The 19,502-nt window shown below is 74.3% G+C and carries 17 protein-coding genes and 1 pseudogene; 11 read left to right on the top strand and 7 right to left on the bottom strand.

The genetic code is table 11. The features are described 5' to 3' along the window. Positions 1 to 92: 92 nt before the first annotated feature. Together ACFY93_RS03190 and ACFY93_RS03185 are read right to left on the bottom strand one after the other, a co-directional pair. On the bottom strand, positions 93 to 776 hold the full coding sequence (locus tag ACFY93_RS03190) for a TetR family transcriptional regulator (RefSeq protein WP_391353099.1): 684 nt from the start codon (positions 774 to 776) through the stop codon (positions 93 to 95). Beyond that, the gene (locus tag ACFY93_RS03185) at positions 773 to 1,363 is read right to left on the bottom strand and encodes a hypothetical protein (RefSeq protein ID WP_391353097.1); all 591 of its coding nucleotides are present in this window, start codon (positions 1,361 to 1,363) and stop codon (positions 773 to 775) included. The genes ACFY93_RS03190 and ACFY93_RS03185 overlap by 4 nt, the downstream gene beginning before the upstream one ends. Positions 1,364 to 1,492: 129 nt before the next feature. On the opposite strand from ACFY93_RS03185, the gene hmgA reads away from it, so the two are divergent. From hmgA to ACFY93_RS03170, 3 genes are read left to right on the top strand one after another with little or no spacing between them, the layout of a single operon-like run. Continuing rightward, complete coding sequence (gene hmgA / locus ACFY93_RS03180; protein WP_391353095.1) at positions 1,493 to 2,824, top strand: homogentisate 1,2-dioxygenase; 1,332 nt, start codon at positions 1,493 to 1,495, stop codon at positions 2,822 to 2,824. Between the two features lie 28 nt (positions 2,825 to 2,852). Beyond that, positions 2,853 to 3,602, top strand: coding sequence for a UTRA domain-containing protein (locus tag ACFY93_RS03175; RefSeq protein ID WP_391353092.1), 750 nt, complete (start codon positions 2,853 to 2,855; stop codon positions 3,600 to 3,602). A gap of 32 nt (positions 3,603 to 3,634) precedes the next feature. Then, on the top strand, positions 3,635 to 4,852 hold the full coding sequence (locus tag ACFY93_RS03170; RefSeq protein WP_391353090.1) for a type ISP restriction/modification enzyme: 1,218 nt from the start codon (positions 3,635 to 3,637) through the stop codon (positions 4,850 to 4,852). Positions 4,853 to 4,891: 39 nt separating this feature from the next. Here the strand turns inward: ACFY93_RS03170 and ACFY93_RS03165 are convergent, their stop codons facing one another. Continuing rightward, the gene (locus ACFY93_RS03165) at positions 4,892 to 5,605 is read right to left on the bottom strand and encodes a TetR/AcrR family transcriptional regulator C-terminal domain-containing protein (protein ID WP_391353088.1); all 714 of its coding nucleotides are present in this window, start codon (positions 5,603 to 5,605) and stop codon (positions 4,892 to 4,894) included. A 63-nt stretch (positions 5,606 to 5,668) separates the two neighbouring features. On the opposite strand from ACFY93_RS03165, the gene ACFY93_RS03160 reads away from it, so the two are divergent. The 3 genes and pseudogenes from ACFY93_RS03160 (at position 5,669) to ACFY93_RS03150 (ending at position 8,833) form a co-directional block, all read left to right on the top strand. Further along, on the top strand, positions 5,669 to 6,679 hold the full coding sequence (locus ACFY93_RS03160; RefSeq protein ID WP_391353086.1) for an ATP-binding cassette domain-containing protein: 1,011 nt from the start codon (positions 5,669 to 5,671) through the stop codon (positions 6,677 to 6,679). Continuing rightward, positions 6,676 to 7,458 carry an ABC transporter permease gene (locus ACFY93_RS03155; protein WP_391353084.1) on the top strand — a complete coding sequence of 261 codons (783 nt, stop codon included), beginning with the start codon at positions 6,676 to 6,678 and terminating at the stop codon, positions 7,456 to 7,458. Before ACFY93_RS03160 ends, ACFY93_RS03155 begins: the two co-directional genes overlap by 4 nt. A 60-nt stretch (positions 7,459 to 7,518) precedes the next feature. Next, positions 7,519 to 8,833, top strand: a pseudogene (locus ACFY93_RS03150) (CaiB/BaiF CoA transferase family protein). Positions 8,834 to 9,018: 185 nt separating this feature from the next. On the opposite strand, the gene ACFY93_RS03145 reads toward ACFY93_RS03150, so the two are convergent. From ACFY93_RS03145 to ACFY93_RS03135, 3 genes are all read right to left on the bottom strand, one after another. Continuing rightward, positions 9,019 to 9,288 carry a hypothetical protein gene (locus tag ACFY93_RS03145; protein WP_391353082.1) on the bottom strand — a complete coding sequence of 90 codons (270 nt, stop codon included), beginning with the start codon at positions 9,286 to 9,288 and terminating at the stop codon, positions 9,019 to 9,021. A gap of 115 nt (positions 9,289 to 9,403) precedes the next feature. After that, on the bottom strand, positions 9,404 to 10,219 hold the full coding sequence (locus ACFY93_RS03140) for an anti-sigma factor domain-containing protein (RefSeq protein WP_391353080.1): 816 nt from the start codon (positions 10,217 to 10,219) through the stop codon (positions 9,404 to 9,406). Next, complete coding sequence (locus ACFY93_RS03135) at positions 10,216 to 10,758, bottom strand: ECF RNA polymerase sigma factor SigK (protein ID WP_391353078.1); 543 nt, start codon at positions 10,756 to 10,758, stop codon at positions 10,216 to 10,218. The genes ACFY93_RS03140 and ACFY93_RS03135 overlap by 4 nt, the downstream gene beginning before the upstream one ends. Positions 10,759 to 10,990: 232 nt before the next feature. Between ACFY93_RS03135 and ACFY93_RS03130 the strand changes: the two genes are divergently transcribed. The 4 genes from ACFY93_RS03130 (at position 10,991) to ACFY93_RS03115 (ending at position 17,335) form a co-directional block, all read left to right on the top strand. Beyond that, on the top strand, positions 10,991 to 12,511 hold the full coding sequence (locus ACFY93_RS03130; protein ID WP_391353076.1) for a DUF4331 family protein: 1,521 nt from the start codon (positions 10,991 to 10,993) through the stop codon (positions 12,509 to 12,511). Positions 12,512 to 12,621: 110 nt separating this feature from the next. After that, positions 12,622 to 14,091, top strand: a complete 1,470-nt coding sequence (locus tag ACFY93_RS03125; protein ID WP_391353074.1) for a tetratricopeptide repeat protein — start codon at positions 12,622 to 12,624, stop codon at positions 14,089 to 14,091. Next, on the top strand, positions 14,088 to 15,587 hold the full coding sequence (locus tag ACFY93_RS03120) for a nickel transporter (protein WP_391353073.1): 1,500 nt from the start codon (positions 14,088 to 14,090) through the stop codon (positions 15,585 to 15,587). Before ACFY93_RS03125 ends, ACFY93_RS03120 begins: the two co-directional genes overlap by 4 nt. Positions 15,588 to 15,631: 44 nt before the next feature. Next, positions 15,632 to 17,335: a protein kinase gene (locus ACFY93_RS03115; protein ID WP_391353071.1), complete on the top strand. Its 1,704-nt coding sequence runs from the start codon at positions 15,632 to 15,634 to the stop codon at positions 17,333 to 17,335. Here ACFY93_RS03115 and ACFY93_RS03110 read toward each other — a convergent pair. Further along, on the bottom strand, positions 17,319 to 18,125 hold the full coding sequence (locus ACFY93_RS03110) for a GDSL-type esterase/lipase family protein (RefSeq protein ID WP_391353070.1): 807 nt from the start codon (positions 18,123 to 18,125) through the stop codon (positions 17,319 to 17,321). The genes ACFY93_RS03115 and ACFY93_RS03110 overlap by 17 nt on opposite strands. A 270-nt stretch (positions 18,126 to 18,395) precedes the next feature. Here ACFY93_RS03110 and ACFY93_RS03105 point away from each other — a divergent pair, with 270 nt between their 5' ends. Continuing rightward, positions 18,396 to 19,490: a DUF5925 domain-containing protein gene (locus ACFY93_RS03105; protein WP_391353068.1), complete on the top strand. Its 1,095-nt coding sequence runs from the start codon at positions 18,396 to 18,398 to the stop codon at positions 19,488 to 19,490. Positions 19,491 to 19,502: the final 12 nt, after the last annotated feature.

Below are 19,502 nucleotides of genomic sequence, written 5' to 3'. Positions count from 1 at the left end.
ACGGGCGGGGCCGGTCCGGAACCCGTACGGGCCCTCGCCGGTCCGGGCGGGCGACCGGCGACGGACCGGCGGGCGAGCCGGGCGGGGCCGGGTCAGTCGCCGGCGTCGGGCGTTCCCGGATCGTCGAGGGTCCGGGACAGGTACGCCCTGAGCAGGACACGGGTCTCCTCGATGACCCCCTCGTCCCCGGCGGGGTCCACCCGGAAGGCCAGGTGGACCAGGGTGTCGGCGGTCTCCACGGCGACCAGGACGGTGCGCCGCAGGCCGTCGTCGGGCGCCCGGCCGACGAACTCGGCGAGCAGGTCGGCGAGGCGGCCGGCGACGCGGTGGTTGGGCTCGGTGTCACGGGCGCCGACCGGGATCTGGTTGCCGAAGTCGACCAGGGAGAAGCCGGGCGCCGTCCGCTTCATGACGAGGTACTCGTCGAGCACCGCGTCCACGGCGGCCCGCCAGCCTCCGCCCGGGTTCCCGTCCCGCCGGATCAGGGGTTCGCCGTCGCCGTCCGTCTCCGCCAGCCTGCGGACGATCCTCTCGCTGAAGCGCTCCAGGTTGCGCTGGGCGAGCGCGCCGACCATCGCGCGCTTGTTGCCGAAGAAGCGGTACACGGAGCCGATGGGCACACCGGCCCGCTGGGCCACCGCCCGGGTGCTCAGCTCCTCGTAGCCGACCTCGTCGAGGAGGCCGGCGCACGCGTCGAGGATCCTGGTCAGCCGTTCGGCACTGCGCCGCTGCACGGGCGGGCGGCGCAACGAAGTCGTGTGGGGCACGGGCCTCATGATGCCTTTCCGCCGGAGTCCGGTGAACCTCCCCCCTCGGTACGGGCCCCGGTGCCTGTCGCGCTCACCGCGGGCGTGGGGATCCCGGAGGCGTCCGACTCCGTGATGTCGGCCGTGCTCTCCACGGGCCTGCCGCCGACGGCCCAGACCGTGCCGTCGTCCGCGTACAGGCGCGCGGTGACGTGGTGGGTGCCGCGCGGGACGAGGTCGTCGGAGAGGTGGTGGCCGCCGCCGCGCAGCAGGGCGATCGGCCGGCCGTCGAGGTAGAGGAGGGCCAGGCCCCGGCCCGGTACGGCCACCCGGCTCGTACCGGCGGGCGAGAAGCGGAAGCCGTGGACGGTCAGCCGTACGTCCCAGCCGTCGCCCCGGGCGTCCGGCTGCACCTCGACGGCCACCCGTGGCGCGCCCTTCCCGTCCACCTCACGGTAGTGCCGCCCCTTCTCGTCCGTGGCGTCCAGCACCTTGCCCACCGGCGAGGCCGACACCTCTTCCCCGTCCCCCCGCGTGTCACCGCTGTCGCAGCCCGCCGAACCGCTGAGCAGTACGCAGACCGCGAGCGCGGCACGTACTCCCCGCGTCCACGACATGATCCGGACCCTAGAGCACCGCCCGGGCCGCGCGGATCCCCCTCAGGTCTGGTTCCGGCTCCTCCCCCTTGCGCGGGACGGAACCGAATCCTACGGTGATGCATAGGAATCGGGCGCAAGGGAGCGATCATGAGCGGGGACGCGCGGAAGACGGCCGAAGGGCTGGCCTATCTCTCCGGATTCGGCAACGAGCACAGTTCGGAGGCGGTCCCCGGCGCGTTGCCGCACGGCCGCAACTCGCCGCAGCGCGCCCCTCTCGGGCTGTACGCGGAGCAGTTGAGCGGTTCGGCCTTCACCGAGCCGAGGGCCCACAACCGGCGTTCCTGGCTGTACCGGATCCGCCCGTCGGCCGCGCATCCCGCGTTCACCCGCGTGGACAACGGGGCGATCCGCACGGCTCCCTTCACGGAGTCGGTGCCCGACCCCAACCGGCTGCGCTGGAATCCGCTGCCCGTGCCCGCGCCCGGCACCGACTTCCTGGCGGGCCTGTGGACGCTCGGCGGCAACGGCGACGCCGCCCAGCGCGTCGGCATGGCCGTGCACCTGTACCACGCCGACTCCTCGATGGACCGGGTGTTCAGCGACGCGGACGGCGAACTGCTGATCGTCCCGGAGCGCGGCGGACTGCTGCTGCGCACGGAGTTCGGGATGCTGCGGGCGGAGCCCGGCCATGTCGCCCTGATCCCGCGCGGGGTCCGCTTCCGGGTGGAGCTGCTGGACTCCACGGCCCGCGGTTACGTGTGCGAGAACTACGGGGCGCCGTTCCAGCTGCCCGACCTCGGCCCGATCGGCGCCAACGGCCTGGCGAACGCCCGGGACTTCATGGCCCCGGTCGCCGCCTGCGAGGACGACGCGGAGGCGGGCGGCGTCGAGGTGGTCAACAAGTTCTGCGGCAACCTCTGGACCGCGCGGTACGACCACTCGCCGCTGGACGTGGTCGCCTGGCACGGCAACCACGTTCCGTACGTCTACGACCTGCGGCGCTTCAATGTGCTCGGCAGCATCAGCTACGACCACCCGGACCCGTCGATCTTCACGGTGCTGACCTCCCCGTCGGACACCCCGGGCCTCGCCGGCGTCGACTTCGTGGTCTTCGCGCCGCGCTGGCTGGTGGGCGAGGACACGTTCCGGCCGCCGTACTTCCACCGGAACGTGATGAGCGAGTACATGGGGCTGATCGAGGGGGCGTACGACGCGAAGACGGCCGGGGAGGGCGGCTTCGTGCCGGGCGGCGGGTCGCTGCACAACATGATGTCGGCGCACGGTCCGGACCGTGAGACCTTCGACCGGGCGAGCGCGGCGGAGCTGCGGCCGCAGAAGGTGGACGACGGCCTTGCCTTCATGTTCGAGACCCGCTGGCCGGTGACCGCGACGGCGCAGGCGGCGGGCGCCGGGCACCTCCAGCCCGCCTACGACGACGTGTGGCAGGGCCTGCAGCGGCACTTCCGGCCGTTGCACTGAACGCCCGCGACCGGTACGGATTACCCTCGTGACCTCATTCGCCCCGGACTCGATCGTCCTGAACCGCAAACTGCCGCTCTGGTACCAGGTGTCGCAGTCCCTGCGCGCCTCGATACTCGGGCGGGCGCCGTCGGACCCGCTGCGGCTGCCCACCGAGGAGCAGTTGGCGGGGCACTACGGGGTGAGCGTGCTGACCATGCGGCAGGCGCTCAAGGAGCTGGAGGACGAGGGGCTCATCACGCGCCACCGCCGGCGCGGCACGTTCATCGAGCCGAGCGCCCAGCGGGGCGCGCCGGTGCGGCTGCTCGGCTCGGTGGACACGATCGTGGCCCAGCAGTCGGGGATGACGACCGAGCTGCTGGACCACGGCACCGTGCCGGTGCCGGGCGAACTCACCGAGTACTTCCCGGACCTGACCGAGGTGGGGGCGTACCACCGGCTGCGCAGCGACGAGAAGACCGGCGAGCCGACCAACCACGCGCGCAACTACGTCCGGCCCGAACTGGCGGCGCTGATCGACCCGGAGGACCTGCTGCGGCGGCCGATGACCAAGGTGCTGCGCGACGTGGTGGGGGTGCGGATCAGCCGGATCACGGACACGGTCGAGGCGCGGCTCGCCGACCCGGAGACGGCCCGGCTGCTCCAAGTACCGCTGCTGAGCCCGATCCTGCACTACACGGGCATCGTCCACGGCGAGGACGGCCGCGCCCTGGACGTGGCCCGCATCCACTACCGCGGCGACCGCTTCTCCTTCACGGTCACCCTGGACGCCCACTGACCCCGGCGCACCGGCCGGGGCGGCGTCGTACGATGCCGGGCGTGACGCACGACGACGCTCCGCTGCTGGCGGATCTCATGCCGTGGTCGGTCGCACCGCCCCGGTTGGGGCGGGCGTGGCCGACGGGTCCGGACGCGGCGTCCCTGCGGGCGCGCTGGGACGCGTTCGTGAAGACCGAGGGAGCCGAGCGGGAGGCGCTGTTCGGTCCGACCCGTGCGCGCACCCTGCACTCGTCGCCCGCCCGGCTGCCGGGCCGCAGCGGCGGGACGGGAAAGCTGGCGCACGCCTCGGGACCCTGCCCCGAGCCCGTACGGGTGGCGCACGTACCGTTCGACGAGCAGTGGCTGATCCCCGACCACCGGCTGATCGACGCCGCGCGTCCGGAGCTGTGGCGGGTGGCGGACGGACGGCAGGTGTTCGCCGTCGAGCAGCCGGCCGCCGCGGGGACGCCGGGGCCCGCGCTGCTCGTCACGCCGGTGCTGCCGGTCGGTCCCCCGCGGCCGGTGCCGGGGCCGCGCCGCGCCTCCGCCGTACGGCCCGGCCGGGTACGCCCCCTGTACCGGCGCCCCGGCGGAAGCGAACCCAATCTGGCCCCCGGCCTGCGCACCCATCTCGGCACCCTCCTCGGCCACCGGCCCGCGGCCGGGGACGTGCTCGCATGGATCGTGGCGGCCGCCACCGCCGGTCCCGCGGGCTGCGCGGTGCCGCTCACCGCCGACCCGGACGTCTGGTCGTCCGGCGTGGAACTCGGCCGGCGGATGCTGTGGCTGATGCGGCGCGACGGCGAGCGCCCCAAACTCCCCGGCGGCCGCCGCCCGTACGTCCGCGCCCCGCTCCCGGCGCGGCCGCTCGCCGTGCGCTACGACCCGGACGAGGAGACCCTCCACCTCGACGACGGCCGCGTCTCGCCGGTCCCCTCCGCGGCCTGGGACTTCGAGGCCGGCGGGGTGCGTGTCCTGGAGCGGTGGCTGGCGGCGAGGACCGTCACGCCACAGCCGGGCACCCTGGAGGCCGTGCGGCCCGCCGCCTGGCCGCAGGAGTGGACCTCGCAGCTCCTGGAGCTGGTCACGGTGCTGGCGCTGCTCGCCGAACTCCGGCCCCGTCAGGCCGGGCTGACCGTCGGGACGCCGGTGACGGCGAGCGCGCTGCGCGAGGCGGGCGTTCTGCCGGTACCGGACTCCGCGCGCAGGCCCGCCTCCGTCCTCGACCACCGCGAGGAGGGCCCCGGCGGGCAGTTCGCCCTGCTCTGAGACAGGTGCGCCCTCGCCCCGCGCCCTGAGGCCGGGGTCCTATCCCGCGGGGTCGAACGCGTCGAGCACCCGGCCCAGCGCGCGCTGGAAGACGGCCTCCATGTCGATGGGCCCGGGATCCTCCGTGAAGGCCGCCGCGAGCCGCGGATAGGCGCCGCTCGCCACCTGGCCGCCCAGGTAGGCGATGCGGACCGCGTTCTCCTGCTCCGCCGACCACGGCAGCGAGCGGGCGCGCTCGGCGGTGGCCAGTTCGTTCGAGACGAAGACCGTCACCATGCCGTTGAGCATGGCCACCAGTTCCATGCGCGTGCCGTACGTGGTGTCGAGGGGTTCCAGGCAGGCGAGGCAGTGCTCCAGGTAGCGCAGGGCGTTGGGGCTGAAGCCGTAGAGCCCCGACATCAGACCCGGCAGCCAGGTGTGGCGGTGCATCAGGGCCCGGGTCTGGCCGGCCACCCGCAGCATGTCCGCACGCCAGTCGCCCGACGGCTCCCACAGCTCGTGCTCGGCGCTGACGGCGTCGACCATCAGCTCGTGGAGGTCCTCCTTGCGCGGCACGTAGTTGTAGAGCGACATCGTGCCGCAGCCGAGTTCGGCCGCGACGTGCCGCATGGAGACCGCGTCGAGTCCCTTCTCGTCCGCGATCCGCACCGCCGCGGCGGCGATGTCCGCCCGGCTGTACGCGGGCCGCGGACCACGGCCCGCACGCTCGGGTCGGGCCCAGATCACTTCGGGTACGGCGCTGCGCCCTGCCATGAGTCGATCACCTCTCGACCATGGTAGTTACGTACACCGTACGTAGTGCGCTATGGTCGGGGCATGGAAACTACGTACGCCGTACTTAGTGAAGGTCTGGAGAAGCGCTTCGGAGAGGTGGCCGCCGTGCGCGGCCTCGACCTGGCGGTCGCCGAGGGCACGGTCTGCGGGGTGCTCGGGCCGAACGGCGCCGGGAAGAGCACCGCCGTCGGACTGCTCACCACCCTGCTGCGTCCCGACGCCGGCTCGGCGCGCGTCGCCGGGCACGACCTCGTACGGGAGGCGGCCGCGGTGCGCCGGTCGATCGGCGTCACCGGGCAGCGGACCTCGGTCGACGGCGACCTCACCGGGCGGGAGAACCTGCGGCTGTTCGCGCGGCTGCGCGGGCTGCGCGGCGCGGCCGGCCGCCGGCGCGCCGACGAACTGCTCGGCCTGTTCGGCCTCGGCGAGGCGGCGGACCGCCCCGCCTCCGGATACTCGGGCGGCATGCTGCGCCGCCTGGACCTCGCGGCGAGCCTGATCACCCGGCCCGCGGTCCTCTTCCTCGACGAGCCGACGACCGGCCTCGACCCGCACAGCCGACGGCACATCTGGGAGCGCGTGCGGGACCTCAGGGACGAGGGCACGACCGTGCTGCTCACCACGCAGTATCTGGAGGAGGCCGATCAGCTGGCCGACGACATCGCGCTGCTGGACCGCGGCCGCATCGCCCACACCGGCTCGCCCGCCGCGCTGAAGGCGCTCGTCGGTTCGCACGTCGAGGTCGTCGTCGCCGACGCGGACGCCATGCCGGGGGCGGCGGCCGTCCTCGACCGGCTCACCGGCACCGAGCCGGTGCTCGACCGGGAGCGGTGCGCGGTCGGCGCGAGCACCACCGACCCGACGCTGACCCTCCCCCGTCTCGTGCGCGCCCTCGACTCCGCGGGGGTGCCGCTGCTGGACGCGAGTCTGCGTCCGCCGACGCTCGACGACGTCTTCCTGCGGCTGACCGACCGGCCTGAGGCCGGGCGGGAACCCACCGGACCGGGATTCCGCGTCCGCGCCGCCACGGGCTCCGGGGAGCGTGCCGCATGAGCACGCCCGCGTACGACGGGGCCGCGATACTGGGCCGCCACCTCCGGCGCCTGCGGCACAATCCCGGGCTGGTGATCCTCACCCAGAGCATGCCGGTCACCATGCTGCTCTTCTTCGGCTACGTCTTCGGCAGCGCCCTGGCCGTGCCGGGGCAGGAGTACCGCACCTTCCTGGTGCCGGGGCTGCTGGTGGCGACCGCCGCGAACGGGATCATGACCGGGATGTTCCAGGCGGCCCAGGACTCCCACCGCGGGGTGACGGACCGCCTGCGCACCCTGCCGGTGAGCCGCGTCGCGGTGCCGCTGGGGCAGGCGGCCGCGGACCTGGCCGTCACGGCCGCGGGGACGGTCCCGCTGATGCTGGTCGGGCTCGCGGTGGGCTGGCGGATCGAGGGGTCCGCGCTCGGAGCGCTGGGCGCGGTGGGGCTGCTGCTGCTCTTCCGGTTCGCGACCACGTGGATCGGCATCGTGCTCGGGCTCGCCTCGCGCAACGAGGAGGCGGCCGGCCAGCTCGGCGGCGCCACGTTCCTCCTGCCGCTGCTGTCCAGCGCGTACATCCCCACCGACAACCTCCCCGGCCGGCTGCGCACCCTGGCCGAGTGGAACCCGATCAGCGCGGTCTCCACGGCCCTGCGCGACCTCTTCGGGAACGCCCCGGTGCCCACGGAGGGCGCCTGGCCCGTGACGCACCCCGTCGCCGGTTCGCTCGCGTGGTGCGCGGTCCTGATCGCGGTGTTCCTGCCGCTCGCCGTACGCCGGTTCACGCACGGCGGGCGGTGAGCCCAGGCCGGGAGCCGGGGCGGGTACCTCGGGCGGGTGACAAAGGGCCGGGCGGAGGACATGATCCACGGCATGCAGCCACACGCCCGGCCCCCGCTCCCGCCGCTCCAGCCGCCGCCGTTGGAGGGCGTCACCGTCGTCGCCGTCGAGCAGGCCGTCTCGGCCCCCTTCGCCACCCTCCCCCACGTTCTCGGCTTCGCTCGAACAGGGGGGACCCCCATGCTCGCCGATCTCGGCGCCCGGGTGGTCAAGATCGAGCGGGTCGACGGAGGGGACTTCGCGCGGGGCTACGACACGGCGGCGGGCGGTCTCGCCTCCCACTTCGTGTGGTGCAACCGGGGCAAGGAGTCGGTCGCCCTCGACCTCAAGGACCCGCGCGGCCTCGACGTCGTCCACCGCCTGGCCGCCGGTGCCGACGTCTTCGTGCAGAACCTCGCCCGGGGCGCGGCGGCCCGGCTGGGCCTGGACGCCGCCACGCTGTGCGCCACGCACCCCCGGCTGATCGCCGTGGACATCTCCGGCTACGGGGCTTCGGGTCCGTACGCGGACAAGCGGGCGTACGACATGCTCGTGCAGTGCGAGGCGGGGCTGGTGTCCGTGACGGGGACGCCCGGGCAGCCGGTGAAGGCGGGGATCCCGGCGGCCGACATCGCGGCGGCCATGTACGCGTTCTCCGGTGTCCTCGCGGCCCTGGTGCGGCGGGGCACCACGGGACGCGGCGGGCCCGTGGAGGTGTCGATGCCGGACGCGCCGGCCATGGGGGTACCCCCTTGTTCGAGCGAAGTCGAGAACTTGGGGGAGGATGGGGCACCCGCTGCACCACACGATGCACGGCGGGACCCCACCGGTGCGCACGGGCCTCGCGCACGCCGTCATCGCGCCGTACGACGCCTATCCGACGGCGGACGGCGGACGGGTACTGCTCTCCGTGCAGAACGACCGGGAATGGGCACGGCTGGCCGAACAGGTCATAGGGGAACCGGAGTTGGCATCCGACCCGGCGTGTGCGACGAACGCGGCGCGGGTCGCGAACCGGGAGCGGACCGACGCGCTGGTGGCGGAGGCGCTCGGCGCGCTGGACGCCGACGAGGCGGTGGCCCGGCTGGAGGGCGCGGGGATCGCCTGCGCGCGCCTGAGGGACGTACGGGAGGTCGCGGAGCACCCGCAACTGGCGGCCAGGGACCGGTGGCGCGAGGTGGGTTCACCGGTGGGTCCGCTGCGGGCGCTGCTGCCGCCGATCACCCTGCCGGGCGGCGACGAGGCCCGGATGGGGGCGGTTCCCCGGCTGGGCGAGCACACCGAACCGGTGCTGCTGTCCGTGGGCCTGACGGCACAGGAGCTGGCCGGGCTGCGCCGGGACGGTGTGGTGGCCTGAGAAGGCGGGAGCGAGAGAGCCCCGGCCGTCGGCGGACAGGGTGGTGCGCCGAGCGCCGCCGGGGCGGGGGCCGGTGCCGGGCGACGCTGCGAGGGTCGCGGGAAGGACGGACGTGGGGATCGCAGCGCCGCACCGGGACGGTGTGGTGGGCCGAGCGCGGACCGGGGGCTGCCCGGCCGCGCTGCTCAGTGGCTGCCGAACAGCGAACGGCGCAGGCGCCTGAGCGGCGCGAAGAGCGACACCCGCCGCACCCGCGCACCCCTGCCACTGCGGTCGTGCGCGGTGTCACGGGCGGTGAGCTCGCGCATCAGCGATGTCGCCTCGACCGTCTCACGCTGCGGTATGGCGGGACCGCCCAGCACCGAGAGATGGCGGTCGAGGCGCGAGCTGGTCGCACTGCTCCCGCACGTGATCGCAGGGACACGTGCCCTGCTGCGCACTGTTATCTGTTCCATGTCACTCCCCACCCGTACGAGTCCACCCGGCCCGGGCAGGCTAACCCTATCGCCCCCCCGGGGCACGCGTGTATCGCGGTCACAGGATTCACCTTCCCCGCAAGGGTGTTGACCATTACTCTCCGAATCCTGCCGATTCCAGGGCGAGTTGGACAACCGGTGCGGTGGTGGGGCGCTCTGAGCCCCCCTCAGGTTCCACGGTCACGGCGAGTGACGTCACGCTGGTCCGCAGACCGCCGGCGACCAGCGGCGTGTCGCCGTCGAGGAGCCCCAGGGAGCGTGGTGTCCCGGCGGGGCGCATGAGCCAGAGTTGGTGCACGTGCCCGCGCGGTGGTGCACCGAGCCCGCTCACGGTGACGACCGCGCGCCCCTGGGACGCGGAGTAGATCACCCCCATCCCGCGCCCCCTGGCGTCCCGGTCGGAGGACGCCCGCGCGTCGGGCGCCGCGAGAACGTGGGCGATCTCACGTGCCCGGTCGCGCTCCTGGTCCAGCGTGTCCTGTGTCCGGCCGGCCTGCACGGCGAAGAGCGAGGCGACGACCAGGGCGGCGGCGGCCGTGGTGGTGGCCAGCGGGGTGAGCAGGACGCGCAGGCGGGGCGCACGCGCGCGTGCCGCCACTCCCGCCCCGTCCGCGCGCGCGGCGGGCCGGCCGCCGTGCGCGCGCGACGCCCGGGCGGGGGGCGGCTCCTGCGGAGTGGTCCGTACGGCGGTCAGCACCCGGTCGCGCAGCGACGCCGGGGCGGGTTCGGCCTGCGACCAGGCCAGCCGCACGGCGTCCTCCGCCAGGTCGCGCACCTCGGCGGCGCAGCGCTCGCAGCCGGCCAGATGGCGCTCGAAGCGGTGGCGTTCGGCCGGTTCGAGGGCGTCGAGGGCGTACGGCGCGGCCAGCGAGTGCAGCGCGCGTCGCGGCAGCCGGTCCAGGATGCTCATGCGGCCCCTCCCAGGCAGTTGCGCAGCCGCGTGAGGCCGTCGCGCATCCGGGTCTTCACCGTGCCGAGCGGCAGGGAGAGCCGTTCGGCGACCTCACGGTAGGTGTAGCCGTCGTAGTAGGCGAGGGTGACCGACTGCCGCTGCAGCGAGGTGAGCCGGCCGAGACAGCGGCGCAGCCATTCGCGTTCGAGTCCCGCCTCGACCTCCTCGGCGACCTGGTCGAAGGCGGGGCGGTGGGCGCGCCGGGCCTCGCGCTGCTCCCGTTCGCCGGCCGCGCGGGCGCTGCGCACCCGGTCCACGGCCCGGCGGTGGGCGAGCGTGAGGATCCACGACAGCGCGCTGCCCCGGCCGGGGTCGAAGCGCCCGGCGCAGCGCCACAGTTCGAGCAGGACCTCCTGGGCCACCTCCTCGGACTGGGCGAGGTCCCGCACGACGCGGCGCACCAGTCCGAACACCGGTCCGGAGACCAGTCCGTACAGCTCCTCGAACGCCTTGTGGTCGCCTCCGGCCACGAGCACCAGGAGTTCCTCCGCCTCCACCCGTCCCCCTCCTCCGGCCGCGGGGCCTCGTCTCGTCCTGTGTCGCTCTCTTCTCCTCGCGGCGCGCGCGCCGTCGAACGGTGTTACGGATCAGCGGGCCGAAAACGCGGGCCGCGGGGCGATGAAACAAAGACCGGGGGCCGCCGTAAGAACGTGGGGGATGCGACCAATCCACCCCGGCGGCCGCTCCGAATGGCGTTCGTCAGTCAATCGGGATGTGAGGACGGACGGCATGACACCTTTCTCCAGGAGCGGCGCGGGACGCGGGAATCTCGCGGCCCTCATCCGTGGTGCGCTGGCCGCCGGGGGGCTCGCCGCCGCCGGCGTGACCGCGCTGGAACCGGGGGCGGCGGCCGCCTCCAGCCACCGGGAGGCCCCGCTGATCTCGGGTCAGCCCCAGTACGACAACACGGACGTGTACGCGTTCGTGAGCCCCGACAAGCCGGACACCACGACCATCGTGGCGAACTGGATACCGTTCGAGGAACCCGCGGGCGGCCCGAACTTCTTCACCTTCGCGGACGACGCCCAGTACGACCTGCACATCGACAACGACGGTGACGCGCAGGGCGAGTTGATCTACCGGTACACGTTCAGGACGCACCGCAAGAACGGTGACACCTTCCTGTACAACACCGGCCCGGTCACCGCTCTGGACGACCCGGACCTGAACATCACGCAGACGTACGACATCGACCTGCTGCGGTTGCGCGACCAGAAGCTGGTGTCGCGGACGAAGGTCGCCGACGACGTGCCGGTCGCGCCGTCGAACGTCGGCAAGGCGTCGATGCCCGGTTACGGGAAGCTGCGCGACGAGGCCGTCCACGAACTCGCGGGCGGTGCCACCACGTTCGCCGGGCAGGCCGACGACCCGTTCTTCCTGGACCTGCGCGTCTTCGACCTGCTGTACGGCGGGAACCTCTCGGAGGTCGGGCGGGACACGCTCAAGGGCTACAACGTCAACTCGATCGCCCTGCAGGTGCCGAACGACATGATCCGCGAGTCGGCCGACCAGCCGGTCGTCGGGATCTGGTCCACCACCCAGCGCGCGGACGCGCACGGCGACTGGACACAGGTGTCGCGGCTCGGGATGCCGCTGGTCAACGAGGTCGTCAACCCGCAGAAGGACAAGGACAGGTTCAACGCCTCCGCGCCGTGGAACGACGCGGACTTCCTGAAGAACGTCACCAACCCCGAGCTGCCGAAGCTCATCGAGGGGATCTACAAGATCGAGGCACCCGCCGAGCCCCGCAACGACCTGGTCGACGTGTTCCTCAAGGGCGTGGAGGGCCTCAACCGGCCGCCGCACGTCCGCCCGGCGGAGGAGCTGCGGCTCAACACGTCGATCAAGCCCGCCGCCCACCCCAAGCGGCTCGGCGTGCTCGACGGTGACAACGCGGGCTTCCCGAACGGGCGCCGCCTCACCGACGACGTGATCGACGCCTCGCTCCAGGTCGTCGAGGGCGAACTGGTCGGCTCCAAGAACGACCTGGGCGACGCGGTCGACAAGAACGACAAGAAGTTCGGCCACACGTTCCCCTATCTGGCGCAGCCCACCGCCGGCTCGCGCGGCAAGGTCGCCGAGGGCACAGGCAACGACGTGCGCAACCAGCTGGGCGGCGGACTGACCGCGGCCGGCGGCGGCTCGGACACCACACTGATCGCGGCCTCCGCCGCGGCGGGCGCGGCCGGGTTCCTGCTCATCGGCAGCGGGGCGCTGTGGTGGCGCCGGCGCATGAACCGGGCGTACTGACCCCGGCCCACGAACCGGCGCGGCCCGTGTCGACCGACCCCCACAGGCGCGGGCCGCGCCTCACCCCACCGACGACCGACCGCCGTCACCAGGAAGACCGAGGAGAGGGCATGTCCCCGCGTACGGACGACACGGACGACACGGACACCGCAGCCGCCGCGGACGCCGAAGACGTCACGGCTGCCGCGGAGCAGCCGGGCCCCGCGGACCGCGGGGCTCCCACGGACGCACGGCGGGGCGCGCGGTGGGGGGCGGGCCGGTGGCGGGCGGCCCGGTGGAGGGCGGTGCGGCTGGCCGGGTGCGCGGCCGCGCTCGCCGTCGCGCTCACCGCCGGCTCGTTCGCGCTGGGCGCCCGTGACGACGGCACGGCACCGGCGGCCTCGGCGCCCGGCGTCGCGCCGCGGCTGCTCGCCGGCGGTGACCTCGACGCGGGCATCCGCTCCCTGCAGGCCCATCTGAAGGCCCAGCCGAAGGACTACGGCTCGTGGGCGACGCTCGGCCTGGCCTACGTCGAGCAGGCCCGCACCCACGGCGACCCGTCGCGCTATCCGCAGGCCGAACGGGCGCTGAAGCGGTCGCTCGCGCTGCGGCCGGACAACGACCCGGCGCTGGCGGGACGTGCGGCCCTGGCCGCCGCCCGGCACCGGTTCCCGGAGGCACTGGCGTACGCGGAGCGCGCGCTGCGGCAGAACCCGTACAGCGAGCGCGCCCTGTCCTCGCGCATCGACGCGCTGGTCGAACTCGGCCGGTACGACGAGGCGTCGAAGGCCGCGGACGTGGCGGACCGCCGGCGTCCCGGCGTCCCCGTCTTCACCCGGTACGCGTACGTGCACGAGCTGCGCGGCGATGTGAGGACCGCCCGCCGCGTGCTGGAGCAGGCCCTGTCCACCGCGACGGCGCCCGGCGACGTGGCGTACGTGGCGACGGCTCTCGGACAGCTCGCCTGGCGCCAGGGCGACCACGCCACCGCGCTCGGCATGTACGCGCGCGCCCTGGCCGCCGACGACACCTACCTTCCGGCGCTCCAGGGCCGGGCCCTCGCCCAGGCGGCGCGGGGCGACCGCGCCCAGGCGGTCCACGGGCTCGAACAGATCGTCGACCGCTACCCGCTCCCCCAGCCCCTGGTGCAACTCGGCGAGCTGTACGAGGCGTCCGGCGACCGCGCGAAGGCCCGGGAGCAGTACGCGCTGGTCGACGCCTGGACCGCGCTCGCCCGCGCGAACGGCGTGAACGCCGACCTCGACACGGCGATGGCCGCCGCCGACCACGGGGACCGCGCGGCCGCCCTGCGCGCGGCCCGCGCCGAATGGGCCCGCCGGCACACCGTGCACACGGCGGACGCCCTCGCCTGGGCACTCCATGTGAACGGCGAGGACGAGAAGGCGCTCCCGTACGCACGCCGGGCGGCGGCGACCGGCTACCGGGACGCGGCCTTCCTCTACCACCGGGGCGTCATCGAGCGTGCCACCGGCCGCACCGGCGCCGCCCGGTCCTCCCTGAAGGCGGCCTTGAAGCTCAACCCCGGATTCTCACCGCTCGGCGCCCGCGCGGCCCGTGACGCGCTGGAGGCGATGAAGTGAGCCGGACGTCACGCCGCCTGCTCGGCTCCTGTCTGGCCGTGTTCACGACGGCCTGCGCGCTGCTGCTCGTCCCCGCCGGGACGGCGGGCGCGCATCCGCTGGGCAACTTCACCGTCAACCGCTACGACGGACTGGAGGTGGCCCCGGGACGGCTGCGCGTCGACCACGTCGAGGACCTGGCGGAGATCCCGGCGACCCAGGCCGGGCCGCGGATCGGGGAACTCGGCCTGACCGGCTGGGCGCGGGAGCGCTGCGCGAGCGCCGCGCACGGCAGCGAGGTCACCGTCGGGGGCCGCGCGGTCCGGCTCACGGTGGACGCGAGCCACGCGCGCGTGCGGCCCGGCCAGGCGGGCCTGGACACGCTGCGGGTGGAGTGCCGGCTGACCGCGCCGCTGCCGGGGAAGGACGCGTTCTCGGTCCGGTTCCGCGGCGCGGGCGCCCAGCGGGGGCCCGGCTGGCGGGAGATCACCGCACGCGGCGACCGGATGACGCTCGCCGCGTCGGACGTGCCCGCGGCGTCGGTGTCCCGGCGGCTCACCTCGTACCCGAAGGACCTGCTGTCCTCGCCGGCCGACACCGCCTCCGCCGCCCTGCGGGTGCACGCGGGCGGCCCCGCGCCGGCCGCGGACCGAAGGGACGCGCCGGCCGCCTCCGTGCTGCCGCGCGGCGCGGACCGCTGGACCCGCGCCCTGGACCGCCTCGTCGCCCGCCACGACCTGACACCCGCCTTCGCCGCCCTCGCGTTCGGCGCGGCCCTCGTCCTGGGCGCGGCGCACGCCCTCGCACCGGGGCACGGCAAGACGCTGATGGCGGCGACAGCGGCGGCGCGCGGGGGCGCGACACTGCGCGACGTGCTGCCGCTGGCGGCCTCGGTGACGGTCACTCACACCCTTGGCGTGGTGGCCCTCGGTCTGCTCGTCGCGGCGGGTTCGTCCGCGGCGCCCTCCGTGATCGCCTGGCTGGGCGTCGGCAGCGGCGTCCTGGTGACGGTGGCGGGCGCCACGCTCGTCCGCCGCGCCTGGCGGAACCGGACCCACGGGCACGGCCACGCGCACCAGCACGAACACCAGCACCAGCACGGCCACGAACACGGCAGCGAACACGGCCACGCGCACACCCACGGCGGACACACGCACACGCATCCCATCGCTCCCACCCTGCGCGGCACGATCCTGCTCGGTTTCGCCGGCGGACTCGTCCCCAGCCCCTCCGCGGTGGTCGTGCTCGTCGGCGCCGCGGCGCTGGGGCAGGCGTGGTTCGGGTTCCTGCTGGTGCTCGCCTACGGCGCCGGGCTCGCGCTCACCCTGACGGCGGCGGGGTTCGCCGTGGTCAAGGCGGGAGGCGGGCTGAGGCGGCTGCTCGACGGGCGCCCGCGGTGGACGGGCGGACCGGTGGCGGCCCTGATGCGCAGGGCCGCTCCGATGGGGTCGGCGTGCGTCGTCGTGGCGCTGGGTGCCGGATTGCTGTTCAGGGGGGCGGCAACCGCGCTCGGTTGAGCTAATTTGGGAGGAATTCGCGTGGATGCGAAGGGGGGACGCACATGTCCGGAAACCCGGGCGCCGATCGTCTGGTCGCGGGGCGCTACCGCCTGCTGTCGCCGCTCGGCGAGGGCGGCATGGGCACGGTCTGGCGGGCTCGCGACGAGGTGCTGCACCGCGAGGTCGCCGTGAAGGAGGTACGCGCGCCGGCCGGCCTCGCCTCGTACGAGGTGGAGCGGCTGTACGCCCGGCTGGAGCGCGAGGCGTGGGCCGCCGCGCGGATCTCCCACCGGAACGTGGTGACGGTCTACGACGTCGCCACCGAGGAGGGCCGTCCGTGGATCGTGATGGAGCTGGTCCGCGGGCTCACCCTCTCCGACCTGCTGGACGCCGAGGGCCCGATGCCGCCGCGGCGCGCCGCGCACATCGGTGCCGAGGTGCTGGCGGCCCTGCGCGCCGCGCACGGGGCGGGCGTGCTGCACCGGGACGTCAAACCGGGCAACGTCCTGATCGCCGACGACGGGCGGGTCGTCCTCACCGACTTCGGGATCGCCACGGTCGAGGGCAGTTCGGCACTGACCATGACCGGCGAGGTGATCGGCTCCCCCGAGTTCCTCGCTCCGGAGCGGGCGCTGGGCCGCACGCCGGGCCCCGAGTCCGACCTGTGGTCACTGGGCGTGCTGCTGTACGCGGCGGTGGAGGGCAACTCGCCGTTCCGGCAGGACACTCCGCTGAGCACCCTGCGGGCCGTCGTGGACGAGGAGCTTCCGCCGCCGCGCCGGGCGGGCCCGCTCGGACCGGTCGTCGAGGGGCTGCTGCGCAAGGACCCTGCCGAGCGGACGGGCGCGGAGCGCGCGGAGGAGGAGCTGCGGATCGTCGGCGCGGGCGGCGCGCCGCGCGCGGACGCGCCGCCGGGCGGCTCGTACACGCCGACGGTCGGGGCCTTCCCGCAGACGCCGCAGACGCCGCAGACGCCGCAGACGCCGCGTCGGCCGGGCACCCCGGCCCGCCCCTCGCCCGTCGGCGCGCCCCTGCCCTCCGGGTCCACCACGACCGCGCGGGAGCCCGGACGACGTGACCGCCGCGCGGTCCTCGCGGTGGTCGCCGGTCTCGCCGCGCTTGCCCTGGCACTGGCCGGGCTGACGTACGCCCTGGTGGACCGCGGCGGCGGGGGCGGCGAGGACCCCTCCGCGGGCAGCGGCGGCACCGGCGCGAGCGCGGACCGCGGCAGTCCGCGAGGCGGGGACAAGGGAGACGGCGGGGGCGGGAAGGCCGGCGGGGACGGTACGGCCGCGGGCGCCTCTTCCGACGGCGTGGGCGGCGGCGGGCACGCGGCCACTCCGCCGGTGCAGACCGTCCGGGTCTCGGTCACCGGCTCGCACACCGAGTACTCCGGGTCCTGTCCGCCGCCCGGGACGCGGGCGCCCTCGTTCACGGCGACCTTCACGGTCGGCCGGCTGCCGGCGGAGGTCGGCTACCGCTGGGTGGTCCGGGAGGGCGAGGTGTCGGACGCGGGCTGGAAGACGCTGTCCTTCCCCGCCGACGGCGGACGGACCCGGCTAAGGACGGTCGCGGTGACGGCGTACGACACGGCGGGGACGTATCACGACTCGATCGGCGTCGAGGTGCGCTCCCCGGTGCACGCCACGTCGAACGCGGTCGCGTTCACCGTGACGTGCGAAACGGAGACCCCGACGGACGGGGCCTCCGCTTCGGCTTCCTCGTACGGGCTCGCGCCGGACGGTGCCGTCAGTCCGAGGCGTTGAGGACGGGCAGGTAGCCGCCCGACTGGCCGGACGCGGTCGGGTGGTACGACTCGCCGATGTTCAGCCAGTTGAGGCTGTGCAGCCAGGCGCTGCCGGAGCAGATCTCGTGGCCGCTGAAGGTGCCCCTGACATCCCCGAAGGTGAAGCCGTGGGCGGCCGCACGCCGGGCGGTCGCGCTGTCCAGGTAGTCGGCGGCGCTGTTGATGGCGGACCGCTCGTTCTCCGAGAGTCCGGCCAGGCAGCTGCCGTCGAGCTGGTAGAAGCGGGGGTAGCCCAGCACGACCACGTGGGCCGACGGGGCCTTCGCGCTGATCGCCGAGTAGACGGAGTCGAGCTTGCCGGGGAGCGTCGAGTCGACGTACGCCTTGGCCGTGGCGACGCGGGACAGGCACGAGCTCTCGGACTGGAGCACACAGGTCGTCATGACGTCGGAGAAGCCCGCGTCGTTGCCGCCGACGGAGAGGGAGACCAGGCCCGTGGAGGAGCTGAGCGGGCCCATCTGGTTGGCGAGGACATCACCCGTACGAGCGCCCGAGCAGGCGGTGAAGCTGAACGACGAGGGTGAATGGGCGGCCGCCCAGAGATACGGGTAGGCCTTGGTGCTGCGCTTGCAGTCGCCGCTGGAGCTGATGTAACTCCCGGAGCCTACGCCCGAGGAGTAGGAGTCGCCGAGCGCCACGTAGCCGGTGGCCGCGGACGAGGACGCCTGCGCCGATGCCGCCCCGGTGAGGGTCAGGCCGACGGCGAAGAGGAGTGAGGTCACGTATGCCGTAATTCGGGAACGTCTCATGGAACCTCCCTATAGCAGGGTTTCTGCTTCAACTTTCGTACCACCTACGCGCGTTGACAGGAAGTGTCCATGCCAAAAATTAGGGGGTGCGCGCCCGTGCGCGTCCGTGCGTGTCGGGGGCGCGTACCGGCGCGTTCACCCGGCGTTCGCGCACCGGACGCTGACGGAGCATCACCCGTGCGGAGGCGTCGTACGGTTGTCCGGCGCCGTCGCACGGAGGGTGTACGGAAACCGGGTGCACCGGGCGCGCCCGTGCCGGATCATGGCGGCATGTCTGGCAACCCACACGACGCTCTGCCGATCCGGCTCAACGTCGACGACAACGACTCCCCGTCGGACGTCGTCGACGCGCTGTTCCTCGGCCGCTTCGCGACGGGCGAGCAGCCGCACTCGCACGCGGTGAACATCGACCGCCTGCGGTCCGGGGCGACGCTCCTGCCGCCGGGCGCGCGTGTGCTGCGCTCGGCCCGCGACGACGACCGCAGCGCGACGCTCGCCGAGGGCGACGGCTGGACGCTGCTGGTCTCCCGGTGGAACCGGGGTGCGGACGTCACGGTCACCGCGACCAGCGCCGAGCTGGCCGAGAAGGTCGTCGGCCAGGCCACGGACGGCGCGGCGGACGAGCCCGAGCCGCAGCCGGAGAACGTGACGATGGGCTTCTGGTACGTCTCCCCCAGACGCGGCCCGCACCGCACGACCCGCCAGATCTCGGCGGGCACGTGGGACGAGGTGCGGCCCAACTACACCGCGCCGGTGGCGGACGCGATGGACGGCCTGATGAAGACCACACCGGAGGACATCGCGGGACGGCTGCTCCTGCTGCACGGACCGCCCGGGACCGGGAAGACCTCGGCGCTGCGCACCCTCGCCCGGTCCTGGCGGGACTGGTGCCAGGTCGACTGCGTACTGGACCCCGAGCGGCTCTTCTCCGACGTCGGCTATCTGATGGACATCGCGATCGGCGAGGAGGACGGCACGGGCAAGGGCCGCTGGCGGCTGCTCCTGCTGGAGGACTGCGACGAGCTGATCCGCGGCGAGGCCAAGCACACGGCGGGGCAGGCGCTGTCACGCCTGCTGAACCTGACCGACGGTCTGCTCGGCCAGGGACGCAACGTCCTGGTCGGCGTCACCACCAACGAGGACCTGGAGCGCCTGCACCCGGCCGTGGTCCGTCCCGGCCGCTGCCTCGCCCGGATCGAGGTCGGCCCGCTCACCCGCCGCGAGTCCGTCGACTGGCTCGGCACGGAGGAGGGCGTCCCCCGGGAGGGCGCCACGCTGGCCGAGCTGTACGCGCTGCGCCGGGGGACGTCGCCCACGTCGGTCCCGGACCAGCGCGAGGGCGCGGACGCGGGGCTGTACCTGTAGGGCGGGGCGGCC

Origin of the sequence: Streptomyces sp. NPDC008313 (assembly GCF_042956125.1) — a bacterium.
In the GTDB taxonomy this organism is placed as follows: domain Bacteria; phylum Actinomycetota; class Actinomycetes; order Streptomycetales; family Streptomycetaceae; genus Streptomyces.
This window is presented reverse-complemented; position numbering and strand designations above follow the sequence as displayed.